Genomic DNA, 20,747 nt, shown 5'->3' with positions numbered 1-20,747 from the left:
TATTGGGCGTTAAAAATGGCAATTCAGTGCATCGCGGGAAAAGTAGGCGCCGCGTTTGCCCGCGCATTCCGACGTTCATCGGAGCGCGGCTGGAGCGGATCACGCAGAGAATGAAGAGAGATGGCAAAAAGATACGAACGCAAGCAGGCCCCATCGATCGCCGGTGCTGCGGAAAACGTCACACTGATCGACGTGGCCCGCGTGGCCGGCGTCGCGCCGATGACTGTGTCCCGCGCCCTGAATCGACCGGAACTGGTCCGCAGCGATACGCAGCGGAAAGTGCTCGAAGCGGTCCGCGCGACCGGCTACGTGCCGAACATGCTGGCCGGTGGACTCGCCAGCAGCAAGAGCCGTCTGGTCGCCATTCTGCTTCCCACCATTGCCAACTCGATCTTCTCCGACACCGTCCAGGCATTGATGGATGGCCTGACGACGTCGGGCTATCAAACGCTGCTCGGATTGACCGGATACTCCACCGCTCGCGAGGAAGCGCTTGTCGAAGCGATTCTTGGCCGCAGACCCGACGGTATCGTGCTTGCCGGCACGAGCCACAGCGAGGCGACGATAGAACGGCTGACGAAAGCGAAAATTCCGGTCGTAGAAATCTGGGACCTGACCGACAAACCGATCGATATGGTCATCGGGTTCTCACACGAGAAAGTGGGCGAGGAGGTCGCGCGTCATCTGGTCGGAAAGGGATATACGCGCTTCGGTATCGTGTCCGTCGACGATCCGCGTGGCCTGCGCCGCTGCGAGAGTTTGAAGGACGAACTCGCGCGGCATGACATTGTGGATACATCGTTTGCAGTGCTGCCTGCACCCGCGACCTTGCAGGCTGGACGGGAAGGACTGAGCCGGTTGCTGGCTTCAGCCTCTCCGCAGGTCGTCGTGTGCAGCTCGGACACCCTCGCACAGGGCGTGCTCGCCGAAGCTGCGAGCCGCGGCTTGCACGTGCCGCGCGATCTCGCGGTGATGGGCTTCGGCGATCTCAGTACCGCCGCGCACGTCTATCCGGCTTTGTCGACCGTTCGCGTCGACGGGGCAAAGATCGGGCAGAAAGCCGCCGAGGCATTGCTTAGCCGCTTTGCCGATGAATCGCGACCGGAAAGCGAACGGCTCGGCGTCAGGGTGGACACCGGCTTTACTATCGTTGACCGGCAAAGCACTTGAGATCGCCCTGTTCGGTGAACCAGCGACGCAGTGCTTGCTCCAATCCGTCTGCGCCTGTTCTTCTAACCGTTCACGCTACGCAGGCATCGGGCGCCTATCCACTCGTCAATTACGAATACGCGGTGGTGTCGACGAAGCGACCCGACGCCACGACGGCTATTCGCGCGTGAACATCGCTTTGATCACGTGGCCAGCAATACTCGGATTCTCTTTGATTCGTCGCGTACTGTAGCCGTACCAGTCCTTGCCATAGGGGACATAAATACGGACGTTGAATCCCATGGCGAGCAACTTGTCACGCAAGGGTTCGCACACACCAAGAAGCATCTGGAATTCGAATTTCGTACGGTCCACGCATTCGCGGCGCACAAGGGAAATCAATTCGTCGATGAGCCCTGCGTCATGCGTCGCGATACCGACGAAGGCGCCGGTTTTGAAACAGCGCGATACGTGGTTTATAAAATGCGCGTTGATCGCCGCTCTGTCGTTACGCGCACGTTCGACGAGATGCACCTGATCCTCCACGTAGATCCCCTTGCAAATGCGCATGGTGCATTTTTTGCGCAGAAGGTACTCGATGTCCTCGTACGTGCGCTTCAGATAGGCTTGCAAGGCCAAGCCGACGTTGGCGTGGTCTGCTTCCACTCTGGCGAAAAGCTCGATCTCTCTTTGCGTGCAGCGGACATCTTCCATGTCAATGCACGCGAAATTTTTATCCGCTCCCGCCGCTTCCAGAATATCTCTAACCCGTCGCTCACATTCTGCTTCGTCGACGAGCAAGCCAAGCGCCGACGGTTTGATCGATATTTCCGCGTTCAAACTGTGAGCCTGAATAGCATCGAGCACCTTCATGTACTCGCCAGCCATCGCGTCGGCCTCATCTGCCGACGAGACGGTTTCGCCCAGAACGTCGAGCGTTGCGCTGAACCCTGACGCGTTCAGTATTTGTACTCGCTCAATAGCATCGTCTAGCGACGCGCCTGCGATATAGCGTCGCGAGATTTTTCGGACCAGTGCACGAGGGATAAACGGAATGGCGAGCGCCGCCACCGTATTGAACATACGCATGTTGTCATCCAGGACGAAGAACAGTCGGCCCACCCGGCACGTATCTGTATGCGCACGGGTGAGGCATCTCAGCCCGCCTCGAGTTTGTCGAAACGAGCACAGATAACCGTACTTCCGCCAACCGCGTGGCGGAAAGTGCGGTCTGGTTCAGAGGATCGTCAGTGGAGGCCAGGCGGCTGCGTACATTCTTTGCGGTGTTAGATGGGTTCGATGCAGCGGTGTAGTTTCTATCGTCGTTTGCGACACCGCATCGTTGGATGCTTCGAAACGGTGAGCGATGGTATCACGCGGGGTCGCATCGTAGCGGCTCCGCTCAGGCGTGAGGCCGTGTTTTCGGTATCTCCTCGAATATCGCTTTCTGATCGGCTACTGCTTCACACCGCCGACCGGCGACACCATCGCCATCGCCATCGCCATCGCCATCGCCATCGCCATCGCCATCGCCATCGCCATCGCCATCGCCATCGCCATCGCCATCGATTGATCTGTTTTTTCGATACTCAGTTCAAAAATATATCGGTAGTCGAGCATTTCTGTCGTATCTAGACTTGGCTCCATAGCGTGAAGTAGCGGTTGCGTCTCACGACAACGGCACGGCACGCAGATCGATAACCCCACTGAGAATCAGTCACGCCATGGACGCCATCACCAGCATTCCCCCTTTCCATCTCGCCTTTCCGGTTCACAGCATCGCGTCGGCCCGGGAGTTCTACGGCGAACTGCTCGGTTGCCCCGAAGGACGCAGCGCCGAAGACTGGGTGGATTTCAACTTCTACGGTCATCAAATCGTCGCTCACCTCGCGCCGGAAGAAGTCGGCCACGTCAAGACCAGCGCCGTTGACGGCGACGCCGTGCCGGTGCGCCACTTCGGCGTCGTGCTGTCGATGAGCCAATGGTCCGAAATGGCCGGCAAGCTCACGGCGGCAGGCACGAAGTTCATCATCGAGCCGCACGTCCGCTTCAAGGGAGAGGTCGGCGAGCAGGCGACGATGTTCTTCCTCGACCCGTCGGGCAATGCACTCGAGTTGAAGGCGTTTGCGAACATGGCTTCGCTGTTTGCCAAGTAATTCGCCCGCCTCGTTGCGCGGCACGCGCCGCGCCCTCTTCGACACCATCGCCCTCTATCGTCATGAAACGGATTCTGGTCGCCAATCGCGGCGAAATTGCCTGTCGTATCATTCGCGCCGCGCGCGAGTTAGATATCGAAACGATCGCGATCTATTCCGCCGCGGATGCTGACGCCCTCCATTGCACGATGGCCGACATTGCCGTCCCGGTGGGTCCGGCGCCTGCCTCACAAAGCTATCTGAACGTCGAGGCCGTGCTGGCTGCCGGCACACTGCACGGCGCCGATGGGGTCCATCCCGGTTACGGCTTCCTGTCCGAGAACACGGCCTTTGCGAGCGCCGCCGAAGCGCGCGGCATGGTCTGGATCGGCCCGTCCGTGGCCTCGATCGAGAACATGGGCGACAAGAATCGCGCTCGCCAGATCGCTCTCGATTGCGGCGTTCCGGTCTTGCCAGGCAGTATCCGTTTTTCGCCCGACGATCTGTCGCGCCTTGAAGACGAAGCGCAACGTGTCGGTTTTCCGCTGCTCGTGAAGGCCTCGGGTGGCGGTGGCGGTATCGGCATGAAGCGGGTCGACAGTCCCGCCACGCTGCGCGAGACCGTCGTCACCACACAAGCACTTGCAGCAAAAGCATTCAACGATCCGGGCGTCTATCTCGAGCGCTACGTGCCCCGTGCCCGGCACATCGAAATTCAGGTGTTCGGCTACGGAGACGGCTCCGCGGTTCATCTCTTCGAACGCGAATGCTCGGTGCAGCGCCGCTTTCAGAAAATCGTCGAAGAGAGTCCCGCGCCCAACCTGCCGGCCGACGTGCTGGAACGTATGACGCAGGCCGCCGTCGCTCTCGCCGAACAGCAACGCTACAGCGGCGCGGGTACCGTGGAGTTCATCGTCGATGCGCAGACGCACGCGTTCTTCTTCCTCGAAATGAACACGCGCATTCAGGTCGAGCATGGTGTGACCGAAGCGATCACCGGCTGGGACCTCGTGCAGGCGCAGATACTGCTGGCGTCCGGCGATCTCCGCCGTATTGCGCAGGACGATATCCGTCGGCACGGCGCGGCGATTGAGTGTCGCGTCTACGCGGAGAATCCGGCGAAGAACTTCATGCCGTCGCCAGGCAAGCTGACACGTTACGATCTGTCATACAGGCTCGATGGCTTGCGCGTCGATACGGGCCTGCGCGAAGGCGACACGATCTCGCCGTTCTACGATCCGATGATCGCCAAGCTCATCGCGTTCGGTGCGACCCGCGAGACAGCGCGCGCTGTGATGTCCGAAGCGCTCGCGGCGAGTTGCATCGAGGGAATCCAGCACAACACGGCGTTTCTTGCACGCCTGATGGCGCATCCGTCGTTCGTTGCCGGCGACGTCGATACCAGCTTCGTTCAGCGCGAGGCAGCCACGCTGATCCCGACGGTCGCGGCTCCCACCTCCGTGGCGGTGGCACTGTGAGCTCGTCACTCCTCGCCCATAAACACAGCGCGGTAGCGCCGCTCGCGCCGTCGTGGACAATCCATCCATCAGGGGAACGGCTGCTCATCGTCGAACTGGCGGGCGGCGACACCGTGCAGGCCAACCGGATGGCGCGCGCCTTCGCTGCGCGAATCGCATCGGCACGGCCCGATTACGTCACGGACGTCGTTCCGGCCTTGACGACGGTCGGCGTCCACTACGATCCGGCACGCGTGCCGCGCGACGCAATCCGGCGGATGCCGTTCGACACGGTCCGCGATGCGCTCGGCGCGATGCTGCAAACCGTCGATATCGTGCAGCGCGCGACGACCCGTATTGTCGAGATTCCCGTGTGCTACGGCGGCGAACACGGCCCCGATCTCGACGAAGCCGCTTGCGCATGCAATCTGTCGTCGGCCGAACTCATCGAACATCACAGCCGCGCACCTGTGGACGTGATGATGCTCGGCTTTGCACCGGGACATCCGTATATCGGCCTGTTCGACGAAACGCTTTCGCTGCCGAGGCGTGCAACACCTCGCACGGCTGTCCAGCCAGGCTCGATCGGGCTCGCGAACCGGCAAACGGTGATTTATCCGCTGACGCTGCCGGGCGGCTGGAATCTGATCGGCCGTACGCCGCTGTCGCTGTTCGCGCCATCGCGCGCCGAACCGTGCCTCGTACAGGCCGGCGATCAGGTCCGCTTCGTGCCGATCAGCGCGGCTCAATTCGACGCGCTCAACGAACACCCGGGAGCCTCGCGATGAACATCGAAGTGATCAAGCCCGGCGCATTGAGCACCTTTCAGGACCTCGGCCGTGTTGGCTTCCAGCATCTCGGGATTCCGGCAAACGGCGCCATGGACGAACGTGCCCACCGTATTGCCAACGCGTTGGTCGGCAATGCATCGACGAATGCAACGCTTGAAATCACGCTGATGGGACCGACGCTGAGATTCCTGCACGACACCGTGATCGCGCTGAGCGGCGCCGATCTCGACGCGAAGCTCGACGCCGTGCCGGTCCCGCTCGATCGCGCGACGATCGTGCCCGCCGGCAGCGAGCTTTCTTTCGGCAAGCGCCGCAGCGGCCTGCGCGCGTATCTCGCGGTGCGCGGCGGCTTCCGCTTCGATCCGGTGATGGGAAGCGCCAGCACCTACACGCGAGGCGGCTACGGCGGTCACGCGGGACGCCCATTGAAGAAAGGCGACCTGCTCACCGCTCATGCACCGACCCGACCTGTGCCGCACCACCCAAGCCCGACACTATTCGACGAAAACGTTCTGAGCGCGCCGGACGCGCCGATCCGCGTGCTGCCAGGCCGCGAATGGCAATACTTTTCGATGCAGGCGCAACAAACTTTTCTGCATGAACCTTACCGGCTCGCGCCGCAATCGGACCGCATGGGCTATCGCCTCGAAGGCGGGCGGCTCGATTTGAGCGCACCACGCGACGTCGCCTCCGAAGCGGTCGGCTTCGGTGCTATCCAGGTACCGGCGGACGGCCAGCCCATCATCCTGATGGCGGATCGGCAGACCACCGGCGGCTATCCGAAGATCGCCCACGTTTGCGCGGTCGATCTGCCCCGGCTCGCCCAGAAAATGCCAGGCGAATCCGTGCGTTTCACCTGCGTCGATCTGGAAACCGCGCAACGGCTTCTGCTATTGCAGGAAGACTGTTTCGCCGCACTGGAACAACACGGCCATGGTTGAAATCGACTTCAACAGCGATCTCGGCGAAAGCTTCAGCGTGTATCGCCTCGGCAGTGACGAAGCAATACTTCAGCACGTGACGTCCGCCAACATCGCCTGCGGTTTTCATGCGGGCGACGCGCAGACTATCGCGGCCACGGTGCGTGCTGCACACCGTGCCGGCGTGGCGATCGGCGCGCATCCAGGCTTTCCCGACCTGCAAGGCTTCGGTCGCCGGACGATGCAGCTCAGCGTAGACGAGATCTACAACATCACGGTGTATCAGGTCGGTGCGCTCAAGACTTTCGCCGAAGCCGTGGGCGGGCGCCTCGCGCACGTGAAGGCACATGGCGCGCTGTACAACCTGGCCGCCCGCGACCGTGACGTGTCAGATGCATTGTGCGCTGCCGTCCGGGATATCGACCCAAGCCTGATCTTTTACGGTCTTGCCGGCTCCCAGCTAGTGGATGCCGCACGGGATGCGGGCTTGTCCGTTGCGCAGGAGGTCTTCGCCGACCGTACCTATCAGGACGACGGCACGCTGACGCCGCGTGGCCATCCGGCGGCGCTCATCACCGATGTCGACCAGTCGGTTCGACAGGTGCTCGGCATGCTCGAAGAAGGCCGCGTACGCGCGCTCAGCGGCGCCTGGGTGCCGGTGCAGCCGGACACGCTTTGCATACACGGCGATCAACCCGGCGCGGCCAACTTCGCCCAGCAGATCCGCGACGCGCTGACCCGCGCGGGTGTTCTCGTTAAAGCGCCGACAACTTCAACCCTTTGCCACGTCTGAACGAACATCATGACTCAACCTGCCATCCCCATCATCGCCGAAACCACCGGCACGCTCTGGAAAATCGTTGCGCAGCCGGGCGTTCATCAGACGGCCGGCGCCGAGCTATTCGTACTCGAATCGATGAAGATGGAAATCCCGGTCGAAGCGGACGTGTCGGGCCACATTGCGTCGTATCTGCTCGCAGAAGGAGAAATGGTCGAGGAAGGCCAGACTGTGGCCCACTTCATTCCGGACTGAGCCGTTCGATCCTGTCACACCCGGGTATCCATACTTATATTCGGCATGCTTATCAATTGAGAGTTTGTTTCCTCGTTGTTTTTTGCTCCGGCCCGTGCCAAACGCATGCAGCCAACCCTAGCTGGGTGAACCGAAGCCACCGATCGTGCGTCGACCTCGCATCGAAGGAATCGGACGCTCTTTTTATCTCGTCCTAGTGTTACCGTCACGTGGGAATCATCATGTCGAATGCCTCAGCAGCAGAGTTCGATGTCGAAACGACGCCATCTTCGTCCATACCCGGCACGACCGCTCGCAAAGCCGCCATCGCCGCAACCGCCGGCACCGCGATCGAGTACTACGAATTCGGTGTGTACGGTTATATGGCCGCGATCATCGGACCGTTGTTCTTTCCTGCCGACAACGCCACCGCGTCGCTGCTATCCGTACTGGCCGTGTTCGGCAGCGCTTTCCTGATGCGCCCTATAGGCGGCATCGTGCTCGGCCGGATCGGGGACAGAATCGGACGCCGCTCGGTCCTGCTCGTCACGGTGATCGGCATGGGCATCGCAACGGCTGCCGTAGGCCTGTTGCCGGTGGCGTCCACTGCCGGCGTCCTTGCGCCGATTGCGCTGCTCGCCGTACGGCTTGTTCAGGGTTTCTTTTCCGGTGCCGAAGTGACCGGCGCCGCGGCCTACGTTGCCGAATCGGCGCCACGCGGCAAACGCGGCCTGTTTGGTTCCGCAACGCCGGTCGGTGTCGCGATCGGCGGTTCGCTTGCGGCGGCTGTCTGCGGACTGACGACTGCATCGGTCAGTAGCGCCGCACTGCACGACTGGGGCTGGCGCATCCCGTTTCTCATGGCGGTGCCGCTCGTGGTGATTGCCGCGTATATGCGCCGGCGTATTGACGAATCGCTCGCGTTCAAGAAGGTCCTCGAAGCAAGCGAGCCCGTCAAGGCGCCGTTGCGTGAGGTCTTCGCCCATCATCGTGGGGCGATGCTCAAGGTATTTCTGGTGTCGTTCGGACAGAATACCGGGTACTGGGTCGGCTTCGTGTTCATGAGCATCTATATGATCACGTACCTGAAGTACGACAAGACCAGTGTCTTCTGGATGATGTCGTTTGTCAGCATCACGATGGCCGCATTGATGCCGCTCTGGGGCGCACTGTCCGATCGGATCGGACGCCGCAGGGTGCTCGCGATCGGCTTCACTTCGTACGCGATCCTCGTGATCCCGATGATGATGCTGATGAACCATCACAATATGCCGCTGGCGTTTCTCGCGATGTTCATCGTCGCGTTGCCGATGCCGATCGTACAGTCGGTCGGTTATCCGACCTACACCGAGCAGTTCCCCACTCGCGTGCGCTACACCGGCATGGCATTCAGCTTCAACTTCGGCGCGATTCTCGGCGGCGGTGTCACGCCGTATATCGCCACCGCGCTGATCGGCCACACCGGCAATCTGCTGAGTCCCGCCTTCCTGCTCGTCGGCGCCGCGGTGGTCGCGCTTGTGACCCTCGCCGGCATCCAGGAAACGGCCGACGCATCGCTCACCTGACACCGGCACACGCGGCGCTCACTTCGCCCCTCGACACGGACACCCGGCATGACGCAAACCATGACAGTCAGCACCCACATTGAGGCGCAAGCCGCCCTCGCGCCAACGCCCAGGGCCGAGCGCGCGAGAATACGGGCGGGCTTCAACGGCAACACCAGCGGCATGGCGCCTGGGTACGCGCAAGGCAACCTCGTCGTGTTGCCGAAGGCGTGGGCGGACGATTTCGCCGCCTATTGCCGCGCCAATCCGACGCCCTGTCCGTTGATCGGCATGACCGAACCCGGCAGCAGCCTTGTGCCAGTACTTGGCGACGACATCGATCTGCGCACCGACCTGCCCCGTTATCGCGTGTGGCGCAACGGCGAACTGGTCGAAGAACTCGACGATGTCTCGGCGTTGTGGCAAGCGGATTGGGGCGGCTTCGTGATCGGCTGCTCGCTGTCGTTCGAACACGCTTTGCAGGTTGCCGGTCTGAGCGTGCGTCACGTCGACGAACAGAAAGTGGTGCCGATGTACCGCACGTCGATTCAGACGCGGCAGGTGGGCGCTTTCCGCGGGCCGATGGTGGTGTCGATGCGGCCTTACACGCCGGAGGATGCAGCGATCGCGTATGCCGTCTGCGAGAAGCTGCCCGGCGCACATGGCGCGCCCGTTCATATCGGCGATCCGGACGCGATCGGCATCCGCGATGTCAGTGTTCCCGACGAGGGCGAGCTGACCGCGATTCTCGATGGTGAAATACCCGTGTTCTGGGGCTGCGGGGTCACACCACAAGCCGCGGTGATCGAAGCGCGCCCGCCGATCTGCATCACGCATGCGCCCGGCCACATGCTGATCTGCGATGTCCGCACCGACGACCTGAAACTGCTTTGAGTTCGCTCGCGGCAGGCTGAAAGCAATGCCCGCTGCCATCGGTACAAGCGGTCTGATTTCTTTGCGCCGCCGCTTTGTGATGAAATACACGCCATACCAACGCCTGCGGCCACCCCGCCGCCCCAGACGCCATGATGCGCGAACTCAAGACGTTTCTTGCCGTAGTCCGTTTCGGCACCTTTGGCAATGCCGGCTCGCATATCGGACTGACGCAATCGGCGGTGAGCGCGCAAATCAAACGGCTGGAAGAAGATCTGGGGTTTTCGCTTTTTGAGCGAACCGGGCGCTCCGCGACACTTAACGAAGCCGGCATCAGGACCGCGGCCGTCGCGGAAGATCTGCTTCGGCAATATGCAACGCTCTCCGATCAGGCCGGCGACTCGAGCGCAACCGGCTTTTTTCGCATCGGCGCCATTGCCTCGGCTCAGGCTTCGTTGCTGGTATCCGCGATTCAAAAGTTCCGTGTGAGTTCGCCGGGATGGCACGTACGCGTCGTGCCCGGCGTCTCGTTGAATCTGCTGGCGCAGGTCGACTCCGGCGAAGTGGATGCCGCCCTCATCATCAAACCGCCGTTCGCGTTGCCCGCCGAATTGAAGTGGCACCTCCTCTGCGCCGAGCCGTTCGTTCTACTCGTGCCCAGGAAACTCGCAAAGACGCCCTGGCGCGAATTGCTCGCATCGGAGCCGTTCATTCGCTATGACCGGAATTCGTTTGGCGGTCGTCTCGTCGAACGCTTTCTGCGCAAGATACGTGTGCACGTGCACGACGTCGTCGAACTCGATGAATTGCAAGGTATCGTCGGCCTCGTCGAACAAGGCGTCGGCATCGCGTTGATACCGGATGCTGCCTCGCTGCATATTCCGCGAGGTGTCGATAAGCTGTCGCTCGGCGAGCATACCTTCACCCGTGAGATCGGGCTCGTCGAACGTGGCGGGCAAACTCAACGAGCGGCGATTGCCGAGTTCATTCGCTGCGTCGTCGAGGCCGCGCCGGATTATCGGAAGGCGGAATAATTTCCTGTGGCTCGGTCTGCCTCGGGCTCGCGAAGGCATGCTTCGCGGCGTCGCGCAGCGGTGAACGTAGCCTCGAAATTACGATAGCGCGATAGCGCAGGCATGCCCGTGTGGCACGGGCATTCAGTCGACGTTCAATACATATAGCCGACAGTGAGCATGATGGAGCGATCGTCGCCAAGCGCCACGGCATTGCTCAGGCCGCCGGTGTAGTAGTGTTTGTTGAAGATATTGCTCAGGCGCAGCGCCGCGTGCCAGCGCGGCGCCGTATAACCCACGCCGACGTCGCTGACGACGAAGCCCGGAATCGTGTAGCCGTACGCATAGAGATTACTCTGACCGCGCACGCCGCCGTTGATTTCCCAGCGATACAGTTCGCCTGGCAGCTTGTAGCGCGCGAACACGTTGAAGCTGTGACGCGGCACGTTGTTGATGCGCACGCCGTCTGTCGACGGCTCCTGGCCGCCGTCGTCGGCGATCACGGCCGACGTATAGGCATAACCGCCCGTCAAGCTCAAATGTTTCGTCAATTCGGTGTTGAAGCCGAATTCGAAGCCGCGCGAATGCTCCTCGCCCACCGCGATGCTGTAGCCGTCGTTGTTCGGATCGTCTTCAAGCACGTTGCGGCGACGCAGATCGAACGCCGCGACCGTCACGCTGGTGCGTCCCTTCTCGATGTCGAACTTCACGCCCGCTTCCCATTGCTTGCCGGTCTCCGGATCGAAGACTTTGCCGTTCACGTCCGCACCGCTGTTCGGATAGAACGACGTCGCGTAGCTCACGTAGGGCCGGACGCCCGGGAACAATTCGTACATCAGGGCAACCGAGCCGGTCGTCGCGCTGGACGGATTGTCACTGCGCGTGTTGGTGAGCTTGTTGAGCGAGTCGCTCGATGCATCGTCGTAGCGCACGCCCGCGAGCACGCGCCAGCGCTCGCCGAGCGCGATCTGGTCGCGCAGATAGAAGCCGAGGTCGCGAATCGTCGTGTACGTGTGCGTCTTCGGCTTGGTCGGGCAAGTGATCGTGCCCGTGTAGACCGGGCTATACATATTGATCGAGCCGACCGTGCACGCGTACGTGGTTGCGTCCTCGCGTCCGCGCATATAGTCGATGCCCGCCGTGATTTCATGGCGTCCAAGCGCGGTGTCGAAGGTCTTTTGCGCGTTGTTGTCGAACGAGAGCGTGTCGCCGGACCATTGCGAATCGGTGGCGGTGCGGCTGAGCGTGGTGCCGTTCGAAGCAACCTTACCGGCGGAGACGAGTTGACCGCCGATCGAAAACTGCTGCCAGCGGAAATTCTGATTCACCGTCCATCCCGAATCGAAATGATGCGCAAAACTGTAGCCGACGCGCGCCTCGTGCCCGGAATAAGGCCGCTCGTCGGGTTCGCCCGTGAACAGGCTGCGCGAAAGACTGCCGTGCGAATTCGACAGCACGGAGCCGGACCACGGCAGACCTTGCTGACGGATGTAATTGCGTTCCTGATAGCTCGTCAGAATCGTGAATTCGGTGCGCGGGCCGAGATCGAGCGACAGTGACGGCGCGATATAGCGATTGCGCGACCAGACGTAATCGGTGGCGTCATTCGAGTTCATCGCGAGCGCGTTGATGCGGAACGCGGCTTTGCCGTTCTCCGACAGCGGCGTGCCCATATCGACACTCGCCTGGTAGTAGCCGTGGCTGCCGACCGTGAAATCCACGTTGGCGAATTCATCGGCTTCCGGACGCTTGCTGACCATGTTGACCATGCCGCCGGGCAGCACAAGACCGGAGAGCAGCGTGGCCGGCCCCTTAAGCACTTCGATCTGCTGCAAGCCGAAGATTTCTTCGGCGAAGCGGTTGTTGATCGCCGTGCGCAGGCCGTCGAGATAGACCGAATCCGACGCGGTCTGTCCGCGGATGATGAAGTCGTCCCAACCGCGGCGACCATAGGTGCCGGAGATCACGCCGGGCACATCGTGCAGGGCGTCGTTAAGCGTCTGGACCTGTTGCGCATCCATCAGATCGCGCGTCACCACGCTGATCGATTGTGGCGTTTCGCTCAATGGAACGGATGACTTCGTGACCTGTGCGGCAGCGGGCATGTCGAATGCGGCACTGCGTGAGTTGGTCCCCGTGATTTTCACTGTAGGGAGTTCGCTGCCGGCAGCGGGCGCGGTAGAGCTGGTTTTATCGTCGGAAGGCGAAGATGGCGTATTTGATGACGACGAAGGTGCGGCCGAAGAGTCCGAAGCGGCGGTTTGCGCATAGGTTAGCGACGAACCGCACGCGAGAACAGTGAGGATCACGAAATAGATCGGATGAGGATGCATCGATAAAAATGGGAGAGTCTGCCGGTGGAAAAAGATCGTACAGCGCTATTGTAATGAGAATCATTATTAATTGAAAGGATGTTACTACGGGTTTATCCTGGCCCGCAACGGCCGGCATGCACCGACCCTTACGGCAACTTACGGATTCAGGTGGCGCTGCGACCGGCCGCTTCGACCCGAGGAGCCAACGCATCGTCGTCGGCGCGAGTACGGCCAAGAATCACGAACACCGCAATCGCACAGAGCAGCGTAACGACGGTCAATCCGCCGAGCAAAAGACCGAACGCATCGGTATAGATATGCTGCAACGTCGCACGGGCGAGATCCGGAAGAAGCGCCGACGCGCGGTCGAGATCGCCTGCAGCCAGTCGCGCCGCGGCCTCGGATACGTCGGCGGATACGGCATGCGGCCTCAGGGTCGACTGCACGCGTGCCTGCGTGAGTACGGCCAGAATTGCGCTGACCGTCGCGAGTGCAATGCATTCGCCTGCAACGCGCGTGGTGCTGAAGATACCCGTCGCCATCCCGGCACGCTCCTTCGGCACGACGCTCACCGACAGGCCGTCCATCAATCCCCAGGGCATCCCTGCGCCGATGCCGATTGTGAGCAAGGGTGCGATCGCGGCATCGCTCGCGCCGCCGCGCAGCACAACGGTCAGCCAGTACAAGCCGGTTGCGGCGATCAGCAAGCCGATGCCCGAGATGACACCGGCGGACATCCAGCGCGTCAGCATCGCAGCGGCGATCGGTACGACGAGCATCGGCGCGGACAGCGCGAGCATCAGCAAGCCGGCGTCGATCTCGCTGTAGCCGTCGACCCCGACGAAACGCAGCGGCAGCACGACGAGCAGCACGATGTAGCAGTAGCAGGTCGCGATCGGCAGCACTTGTACACCGACAAACCGCGGATAGCGGAACAACGACACATCAAGCATGGGCCGCGCGACTCGCGTTTCGACTACCCAGAACGCTGCGCCCAGCAGTGCCGCGCCCAACAGGAATCCGACGACGAGCGGGCTAGACCAGCCGCTCTCTGACGACTGGATCACACCGAACGTGAAGCACGACAACGCGCCGGTGAACGTCGCTATTCCCGCCCAGTCGATACGCTGCGCGTCCGGGTCGCGCGATTCACGCATCTGCGGCACGCCGAACAGCAGCGACAGAGCGCCCACTACGGCGCCCGTCGCGAAGATCGCTCGCCAGCCGAAGCGCTCGATCATAAAACCGGCTAGCACGGGTCCGAATGCAAGCCCAAGCCCGAAGGTCGTACCGAGCAGACTGAAGGCCCGGGTGCGCCCGCGGCCATCGAACTCCTGCGCGAGCGCCGCAGTCCCGCCCGCCAGCGCGGCCGCGGCGGCAACACCCTGCACAGCACGCAGCAGATCGACAATCAGGATCGACGGCGCGAAGCCGAGCAACAGCGAGACCAGCGTGAATCCGCTTACGCCGATCGCGAATAAGCGCTTGCGCCCGTACCGGTCCGCGAGTGCCCCCGCCGCCATCAGCAGGCTGCCGAAGGTCAGCATGAACGCGTTCGTGATCCAGTTCATCTCGACCGGGCCACCCGCGAGCTCCCGGCCGATCGCGGGCGTGGCCAGCGCACCGGCCGAAAAACTGAGCGGCAATGCGAGCGCAGCGAGACAAACGGCCGTGAGAATGGCGACTGGCCGCCCTAATGAAACGGAAGAAAAAGTGTTGCTCATTGACGCTCCCCCAAAGGACGCCGGTCAGCGCAACGTCCCGCGGACGCGCACTCCCGGCAGAGCGATCAACGATAATTCGGATTCAATCAGATAAAAACCACGTGGAATTCCGCTGATCAAGGAGTTAAATTCCTGAATTCGATCAGCGACACAAATGTCAGAGCGAGATGGACAACCTCAATGGAATCGTCGCGTTTGTGCGCACGGCGGAGGCGCTTAGCTTCGTCGCCGCCGGCCACAAGCTCGGCATCTCGGCATCGGCGGTCGGCAAGACGATCGCAAAGCTGGAACAATCGCTCGGCGTGCGGCTCTTTCACCGCACCACACGCAAGGTCACGCTCACCGACGAGGGACGTCACTTCTACGACCGCTGTCACCGGATACTGGAAGATCTGCGCGATGCCGAGGCGACGCTGTCGGAGGCCGCGCAAACGCCACGCGGCAGGCTGCGCGTCAGCCTGCCCGCGATCGGTTATCGCTTCCTGTTGCCCGTACTGCCGGAATTCACCCGGCGCTATCCCGATGTCGAACTCGATCTGGATTTCAACGACCGGCTAGTGGACGTCGTCGAAGGCGGTTTTGACGCCGTCATCCGCAGCGGCACGTTGACGGATTCGAGTCTGATGTCACGCCGTCTCGGCGCGTTCTGTTTCACGCTATGCGCGTCGCCCGGTTATCTCGCGCAAGCCGGCGTGCCGCATACGCTGCGAGATCTGGAAATGCACGCGTGCGTGCGCTACCGTTTTCCAACCACAGGCAAGCTCCAGCCGTGGGAATTGTTGGCGGATGGCGGTGAGCCGGCGAACCTGCGCACGGCGATAACCTGCAACAACATGGAGGCGTTGCGTGAGGCTGTCATCGCGAACTTCGGCATTGGGTACATGCCGGACTTTCTGGTGCGCGACGCGCTCGCGGCAGGCACGCTCACGACGTTGCTCGACGAGCATCAGATCGCCCCAGGACAGTTCTCGATCCTATGGCCATCGAGCCGGCAGTTGTCGCCGAAGCTCAGAGTGTTCGTCGATTTCATGTGCGCGGAGCTGTTCCAGGTTAATCGGACAGCCCGCCCAACCTAAACCACCGGATCACCCGAGTTCGCGCGCTGCATACCGGTCTCGCGTGCCGCACGCCGCTGCATGCGCTCCAGCCGGTCCTCCTGCAATACCCGCCGCCCAGTGCGCGAAACGAGCACCAGCGCGATCGCCAGCAACCCGGTACCGAACAGGTAGCTCGGCGGAATGAAGTGCGCGTTCGTGAAACGCGCCACCAGCGAGATATAGAACGGCGCCAACCCGCCAAACAGCATGACCGAGGTGTTATACGAAATAGCCACGCCGGTGGACCGTCCCTGCACGGTGAATATCTTGACCAGCATCCCCGGATGCGCGGCGCCTTGCAGGGTCAGGAAGAGTATGCCGACAACCCGAACGATCATCAGACGGCTCTCAGTGGGGTCGGCCAGCAAATACGCGAACAGCGGAAAGACGCAGATCAGCCAGCCCACGATAAAGAAGAAAAACAGCCGATACGCGCCGACTCGGTCCGCCAGCAAGCCGAACACCGGTGACAGAACGCACATCACGATACTCGTGACGAATATCCCTTGCAGCGACGAACTGAGCGACAGGTGCAACTGAATCTGCGCGTAGGTTGGCAGATACGCATTCCACACGTAGTTCAGCGACGTGCCGGCGATCATCACGCCCATCGCGCACACTACGGCATCGCCGTTCTCACGCACAAAATCGCGTAGCCGCTCGTGCATGGGCGCCCGCGCCGCGGGGCGTGCCTGCAACCGGTTGAATTCATCCGACTCGTCGACATGGTGGCGGATGTAGAAACCGATTGGCCCGACCAGCGCGCCGATCAGGAACGGCACGCGCCATCCCCAGGCCGACAGATCCGCATGCGACAGGTGACGCGACAGCAGGTAACTGCACCCCGAAGACAACATCGCGGCGATCCCGAGCGACAGCATGTTGAAGCTGCCGTAAAACATCTTCCGGTTGGGCGGCGCGACCTCGTAAATCGTCACCGACGACAGCGCGAATTGCGCCCCCACCGCGAAGCCTTGCACCAGGCGGCCGACCACCACCAGCAGCGGCGCGACGAGCCCAAGGGTCGCGAAGCCCGGCGTCAGCCCCAGGATCAGCGAGCCCACCGACATCAGCACCATGATCCACGACAGCACCTTCACCCGCCCTACCCGGTCCGCGACCATCCCCATCACCACGCCGCCGATCGGCCGCACCAGGAAGCCGACCGCGAACGTGGCGAAGGTCAACAACAATGCCCCGCTGCGATCGACGCTGGGGAAAAACACCCTGGCGATGGTGCTCGAAAAATAGGAGTACACCATGAAGTCGAACCACTCGAAGGTGCCTCCTATCACCGTCGATACAATGGTTTTCCAGACCTTCCGTGAATCGCGCTGGGTGTCCATGTATTTATCCTCCGGCCCGCAGGGTGCGCAATGTTTGCGCAAAGAAGTCCTGTACCACCTCGACGACCTGCATGCCGTTGTGGGCGATATTGGCCATCTCGTCGAAGCGCACGCGAACGCCGGCTGCCTCGAACGACGCTTTCAGCGTACGCAGCCGCTCCGGGCGCGTCGCGCCCGCATCATTGATACCGGGCAGATACATCGGGCTATCTTCGGACACCGTGATTTCCCAGGTTTCCAGATCCGCGCGGCCCACCACCATCTGCACCGGCACACGCTGCAAGGTGGCCAGATCGAACGGCTTGCCGAAGTGGCGCTCGAAACCGCCCGTACCTAGCCACCAGTCCTTCGTGTCGTCCAGCACGGTGACGTTGCCCGGCGCGCCGATCGACGCGGCCCATAGCCGCTCCGGATGCGCGTACGCAAAGCGGTTCACATACTGCCCACCGCCCGAGTAGCCGAACAGCGCGAATTTGTCGAAACGCTTGCCATAACGCTCGCCCACTTCGGTCACCATATCGAGCAGCACTTTGTCGTAGCGGATATCGCCTTCGATCAGGCGCTTGAAGCCGCTGCGCTCACCATCGCCGCGCACGCCAACCGGAAACAGCGGGCACAGCACGATGCAACGGTTCCAGCGGCCGAACGGCGCGAACGCATCGCGATACTGCGTGAACTGACGCCCCGTGCCGTGCATCACGACAACCAGTTCGACGTCGTTGCCGGGTGTCAGGACTTCGGGCGGCACATACAGCGCATACGGAAAGCGCGGATCGTGGCGGCTCGCGTACACGGTGGTCGAGCCCAGGTCATACAGCGCTTGCGCTTTCTCATGACCCGGAGTGGATCGCGTCTCTGCATCGAACATCTGTCATTCCTCTCTGACGATTTCAACGGTCTCGTGCGTGCCACGCACTGCGCGGCACACGTGCTTATTCACAACTCACGGCACCTCGGTGAGCGGTTCGTGGTGCAGGCTGTAGCGGGTGAAAATCCGGTTGAGCGCGGGCATCGGCGCGACGTCCATTTCTCCCGCGGCCGGCACCATGACGATCATCGCGACCGTCGCGGTCATCGTGTGGCGCGTGCCCGGACGCGGCGGACGGCACACGGAAAACGGCGTAGCGAATGCATCGAACAGTGCGGCCTTGACCGCGTCACGATCCACCTTCGGCGCGGCCTTCAGCAACTGACGCACGCGCCAGTCGCGGTAATAGCTGTCCGGCGAGCTCTCGCAACCGGTATCCAGCAGCTTGGTGCGGGCGACCGGGCTGATCCAGTGGTTCGCGTGCACGATCATCTGGTCGTCGTCCGGATAGATCGGGAACGCTTCGTTCGGCGCGCATTCGAAATCGATGCCGAAGCCCTCGGCCATGCCGAGCATGATGTTGTTCGAACACGATTTCGGCGTGGTGGCGATCACCCGCAACGCGTTCGCGAACACCGGCTCTTCCAGCACGCGCCGGCGCAGCAGCGAGAGCGGCACGCCCATCTGCGTGAAGTCGCGTTCGGACTCGAGATAATTCGCGGTGATCGACACGCCCGCGGCATTGAGCCCGCTGCGCGCAAGACCGCCCGCTTCGACGAAGGTCAGGAAATCGGGGCCGTCGTCGTTGCGTACGCGCAAGACGATGCCGGTGTCGACGCAATCGGCCTTCCAGTCCCAGTTCTGCGCATGGATCAACTGCCCGGTCGACGTGCGCGACGGTAGCACCAGCACGCCGGTACAACCGTCTTCGTCGTCGGCTTGCAGCGCCATTTCGGCGCGCGCCTTGGCCAGCACCTCGGTACGGGCATTGATCATCACGATGTCTTCGAACGACACTTCCGCGCCGGTGGCGATGCCGCGCATCTCGTCCAGGTACGCAGGTTGAAACTCGCCGATGACCTGTTCGAGCGAGCGGATCAGCGCCGTCTGCGACGCCTCGCTGTAGCCGAGATTGCGCAGCGTCTGGCCGTAGCGGGATGCGCTCAGGCGCACACGCGCCGCCGCGGCACGTCCATATTGCAGGCCGCGTTCATACGGTTTGCCGGACACGCTGACGAATGGAAACTGCGGAAACTGCTGGATTTGCGACATGTGTGGGACTCCTCACCCTGGCTGCCGCCGACGGCATCAAGCGGGACAGGACTCGCGCCGACGCCATCGGCCTGATTTGTGACCAATCGATTCTCATTGGCCACAAACAAAATAAAAAGCGTTATTTTCTTTATCGAATGGAAAGAAAATTTTTCGTTTCGTGCGATCATGCAACGCGTGGAGACGGGGAAAAATCGTGCGATCCGTGCACGTCCCGAAGGCCCTGGAGGAGATCCCGCATGAGTGAAATTCGAATGCTGCGGACGTTTCTCGCCATCGAGAAACATGGGACGATGGCGGCCGCCGCCGATCGCATGGCGCTCACGCACGCCGCCGTCGGCGCGCAGATGCGCACGCTGGAACGCGTGTGCCAGCGCCAGTTGTTCGACCGCAGCGGGCGCAGCATCCAGTTGAACGAAGCCGGCCGCTCGATCATCCAGCAGGCGCGCACGGTGGTGGCCGCGTACGACTCGCTGTTGCGCGGCGTGGCCGACGAACTCAGCATTGAAGGTTCGATCACGATCGGCTCGACGGTGTCGTCGATGGGTTTTCTGGCGGCCAATGTGATCCGGCTGCGCGTCTCCTACCCCGGCCTGAAGGTGCGCCTCACGCACGGCAACAGCGGTGAACTGGAGCGCCAGGTGCGCGCCGGGGAAATCGACGCGGCGGTGATCATCAGCGAACCGCGGGCAACCACGCTACCCGAGTCGTGGGAGCGTCTTTACGATGAGCCACTGGTGCTGCTGGCCAATCCGGCGATCGCCCCGGCGGATGTACCGGTCGCCTCGCTGCTGAAGCGTTATCCGTTCATCGGCTTCGAAGCGTCATCGCTGACGGGCACCCATGTGGCGAGCGTGCTTCGGCGGCTACGCGTCGAGGTCAACCCGATTCTGGAAATGAACTCGATCGCGGCGATTGCCGACTTGGTGCGGCAGAACATCGGTGTGTCGATCGTGCCGCGTTTGCGGCACGCCGCCTGGGACGAGGACCCGTTGCTGTCGGTGAAGTCGCTTCCGGGCACGGCGTGGCGCCGGCACATTGCCTGGTATGAATTCGGGCGGCAGCCGCTAGCCACCGCGATCGTCAAGAATCAGTTGCTCGCGGCGCTGGCCGGGTAACGGAACCGGCACGATGTCCCGCCTGATTCCTTCGTCACCCAAGCCAGTCAACCCCAGGGCGAATATTGCCAACGCGGGCGTGGCACGTAGAATGTGCGTTGCCGTGTCCGTCGCGTAAGCGCGATCCTCGCACGAAGCGCAGCCGCGCGCCCTGGCGGCAATCGAGTGAATCG

The 20,747-nt window shown here is 62.1% G+C and carries 19 protein-coding genes; 12 read left to right on the top strand and 7 right to left on the bottom strand.

Translation table 11 applies throughout. The features are described 5' to 3' along the window. Window positions 1-120 precede the first annotated feature (120 nt). Window positions 121-1,170 carry a LacI family DNA-binding transcriptional regulator gene (locus tag ACOSV0_RS23055; RefSeq protein ID WP_434113941.1) on the top strand — a complete coding sequence of 350 codons (1,050 nt, stop codon included), beginning with the start codon at window positions 121-123 and terminating at the stop codon, window positions 1,168-1,170. Between the two features lie 156 nt (window positions 1,171-1,326). Here the strand turns inward: ACOSV0_RS23055 and ACOSV0_RS23050 are convergent, their stop codons facing one another. Beyond that, window positions 1,327-2,238, bottom strand: a complete 912-nt coding sequence (locus ACOSV0_RS23050; protein WP_434113938.1) for a proline dehydrogenase family protein — start codon at window positions 2,236-2,238, stop codon at window positions 1,327-1,329. Window positions 2,239-2,604: 366 nt separating this feature from the next. Next, entirely contained in the window at window positions 2,605-2,769 is a 165-nt protein-coding gene (locus ACOSV0_RS23045; protein WP_434113936.1) for a hypothetical protein, read from the bottom strand. A 104-nt stretch (window positions 2,770-2,873) separates the two neighbouring features. Here ACOSV0_RS23045 and ACOSV0_RS23040 point away from each other — a divergent pair, with 104 nt between their 5' ends. From ACOSV0_RS23040 to ACOSV0_RS23000, 9 genes are all read left to right on the top strand, one after another. After that, a complete protein-coding gene (locus ACOSV0_RS23040; RefSeq protein ID WP_434113933.1) occupies window positions 2,874-3,305 on the top strand; it encodes a VOC family protein in 432 nt (143 codons plus the stop codon). 62 nt (window positions 3,306-3,367) lie between these two features. Further along, window positions 3,368-4,762, top strand: coding sequence for an acetyl-CoA carboxylase biotin carboxylase subunit (locus ACOSV0_RS23035; protein WP_434113931.1), 1,395 nt, complete (start codon window positions 3,368-3,370; stop codon window positions 4,760-4,762). Then, window positions 4,759-5,529: a 5-oxoprolinase subunit PxpB gene (gene pxpB / locus ACOSV0_RS23030; RefSeq protein ID WP_434113928.1), complete on the top strand. Its 771-nt coding sequence runs from the start codon at window positions 4,759-4,761 to the stop codon at window positions 5,527-5,529. Before ACOSV0_RS23035 ends, pxpB begins: the two co-directional genes overlap by 4 nt. Beyond that, window positions 5,526-6,473 (top strand): biotin-dependent carboxyltransferase family protein, encoded by a 948-nt coding sequence (locus ACOSV0_RS23025; RefSeq protein WP_434113922.1) that lies wholly within the window; start codon window positions 5,526-5,528, stop codon window positions 6,471-6,473. Before pxpB ends, ACOSV0_RS23025 begins: the two co-directional genes overlap by 4 nt. Beyond that, window positions 6,466-7,245: a LamB/YcsF family protein gene (locus tag ACOSV0_RS23020; RefSeq protein ID WP_434113920.1), complete on the top strand. Its 780-nt coding sequence runs from the start codon at window positions 6,466-6,468 to the stop codon at window positions 7,243-7,245. The genes ACOSV0_RS23025 and ACOSV0_RS23020 overlap by 8 nt, the downstream gene beginning before the upstream one ends. A gap of 9 nt (window positions 7,246-7,254) precedes the next feature. After that, window positions 7,255-7,485: an acetyl-CoA carboxylase biotin carboxyl carrier protein subunit gene (locus tag ACOSV0_RS23015; protein ID WP_434113917.1), complete on the top strand. Its 231-nt coding sequence runs from the start codon at window positions 7,255-7,257 to the stop codon at window positions 7,483-7,485. Window positions 7,486-7,706: 221 nt separating this feature from the next. Then, window positions 7,707-9,029 carry an MFS transporter gene (locus tag ACOSV0_RS23010; protein WP_434113915.1) on the top strand — a complete coding sequence of 441 codons (1,323 nt, stop codon included), beginning with the start codon at window positions 7,707-7,709 and terminating at the stop codon, window positions 9,027-9,029. Between the two features lie 48 nt (window positions 9,030-9,077). Continuing rightward, window positions 9,078-9,902: a putative hydro-lyase gene (locus ACOSV0_RS23005; RefSeq protein ID WP_434113913.1), complete on the top strand. Its 825-nt coding sequence runs from the start codon at window positions 9,078-9,080 to the stop codon at window positions 9,900-9,902. Window positions 9,903-10,033: 131 nt separating this feature from the next. Continuing rightward, complete coding sequence (locus ACOSV0_RS23000) at window positions 10,034-10,915, top strand: LysR family transcriptional regulator (RefSeq protein ID WP_434113911.1); 882 nt, start codon at window positions 10,034-10,036, stop codon at window positions 10,913-10,915. 134 nt (window positions 10,916-11,049) lie between these two features. Here ACOSV0_RS23000 and ACOSV0_RS22995 read toward each other — a convergent pair whose 3' ends face one another. Together ACOSV0_RS22995 and ACOSV0_RS22990 are read right to left on the bottom strand one after the other, a co-directional pair. After that, window positions 11,050-12,999 (bottom strand): TonB-dependent siderophore receptor, encoded by a 1,950-nt coding sequence (locus ACOSV0_RS22995; protein ID WP_434113908.1) that lies wholly within the window; start codon window positions 12,997-12,999, stop codon window positions 11,050-11,052. 374 nt (window positions 13,000-13,373) lie between these two features. Next, window positions 13,374-14,933, bottom strand: coding sequence for an MFS transporter (locus tag ACOSV0_RS22990; RefSeq protein WP_434113906.1), 1,560 nt, complete (start codon window positions 14,931-14,933; stop codon window positions 13,374-13,376). Window positions 14,934-15,100: 167 nt separating this feature from the next. Between ACOSV0_RS22990 and ACOSV0_RS22985 the strand changes: the two genes are divergently transcribed. Further along, on the top strand, window positions 15,101-16,009 hold the full coding sequence (locus ACOSV0_RS22985; protein ID WP_434113904.1) for a LysR family transcriptional regulator: 909 nt from the start codon (window positions 15,101-15,103) through the stop codon (window positions 16,007-16,009). Here ACOSV0_RS22985 and ACOSV0_RS22980 read toward each other — a convergent pair. The 3 genes from ACOSV0_RS22980 to ACOSV0_RS22970 all read right to left on the bottom strand — a co-directional run bounded on the left by ACOSV0_RS22980 (window position 16,006) and on the right by ACOSV0_RS22970 (window position 19,456). Beyond that, window positions 16,006-17,376 carry an MFS transporter gene (locus ACOSV0_RS22980; protein ID WP_434113902.1) on the bottom strand — a complete coding sequence of 457 codons (1,371 nt, stop codon included), beginning with the start codon at window positions 17,374-17,376 and terminating at the stop codon, window positions 16,006-16,008. The two genes, ACOSV0_RS22985 and ACOSV0_RS22980, sit on opposite strands and share 4 nt — an antisense overlap. Window positions 17,377-17,380: 4 nt before the next feature. Then, a complete protein-coding gene (locus ACOSV0_RS22975) occupies window positions 17,381-18,244 on the bottom strand; it encodes an alpha/beta hydrolase (protein ID WP_434113900.1) in 864 nt (287 codons plus the stop codon). Window positions 18,245-18,319: 75 nt separating this feature from the next. Further along, window positions 18,320-19,456, bottom strand: coding sequence for a C45 family autoproteolytic acyltransferase/hydolase (locus ACOSV0_RS22970; RefSeq protein WP_434113899.1), 1,137 nt, complete (start codon window positions 19,454-19,456; stop codon window positions 18,320-18,322). A 239-nt stretch (window positions 19,457-19,695) separates the two neighbouring features. Here ACOSV0_RS22970 and ACOSV0_RS22965 point away from each other — a divergent pair, with 239 nt between their 5' ends. Then, complete coding sequence (locus ACOSV0_RS22965; RefSeq protein ID WP_434113896.1) at window positions 19,696-20,574, top strand: LysR family transcriptional regulator; 879 nt, start codon at window positions 19,696-19,698, stop codon at window positions 20,572-20,574. Window positions 20,575-20,747: the final 173 nt, after the last annotated feature.

The organism is Paraburkholderia caffeinilytica (assembly GCF_051027425.1).
Lineage (GTDB): Bacteria > Pseudomonadota > Gammaproteobacteria > Burkholderiales > Burkholderiaceae > Paraburkholderia > Paraburkholderia caffeinilytica_A.
Note: the sequence above shows the minus strand (reverse complement) of the source record. Positions and strands in the feature narration are given on the sequence as shown.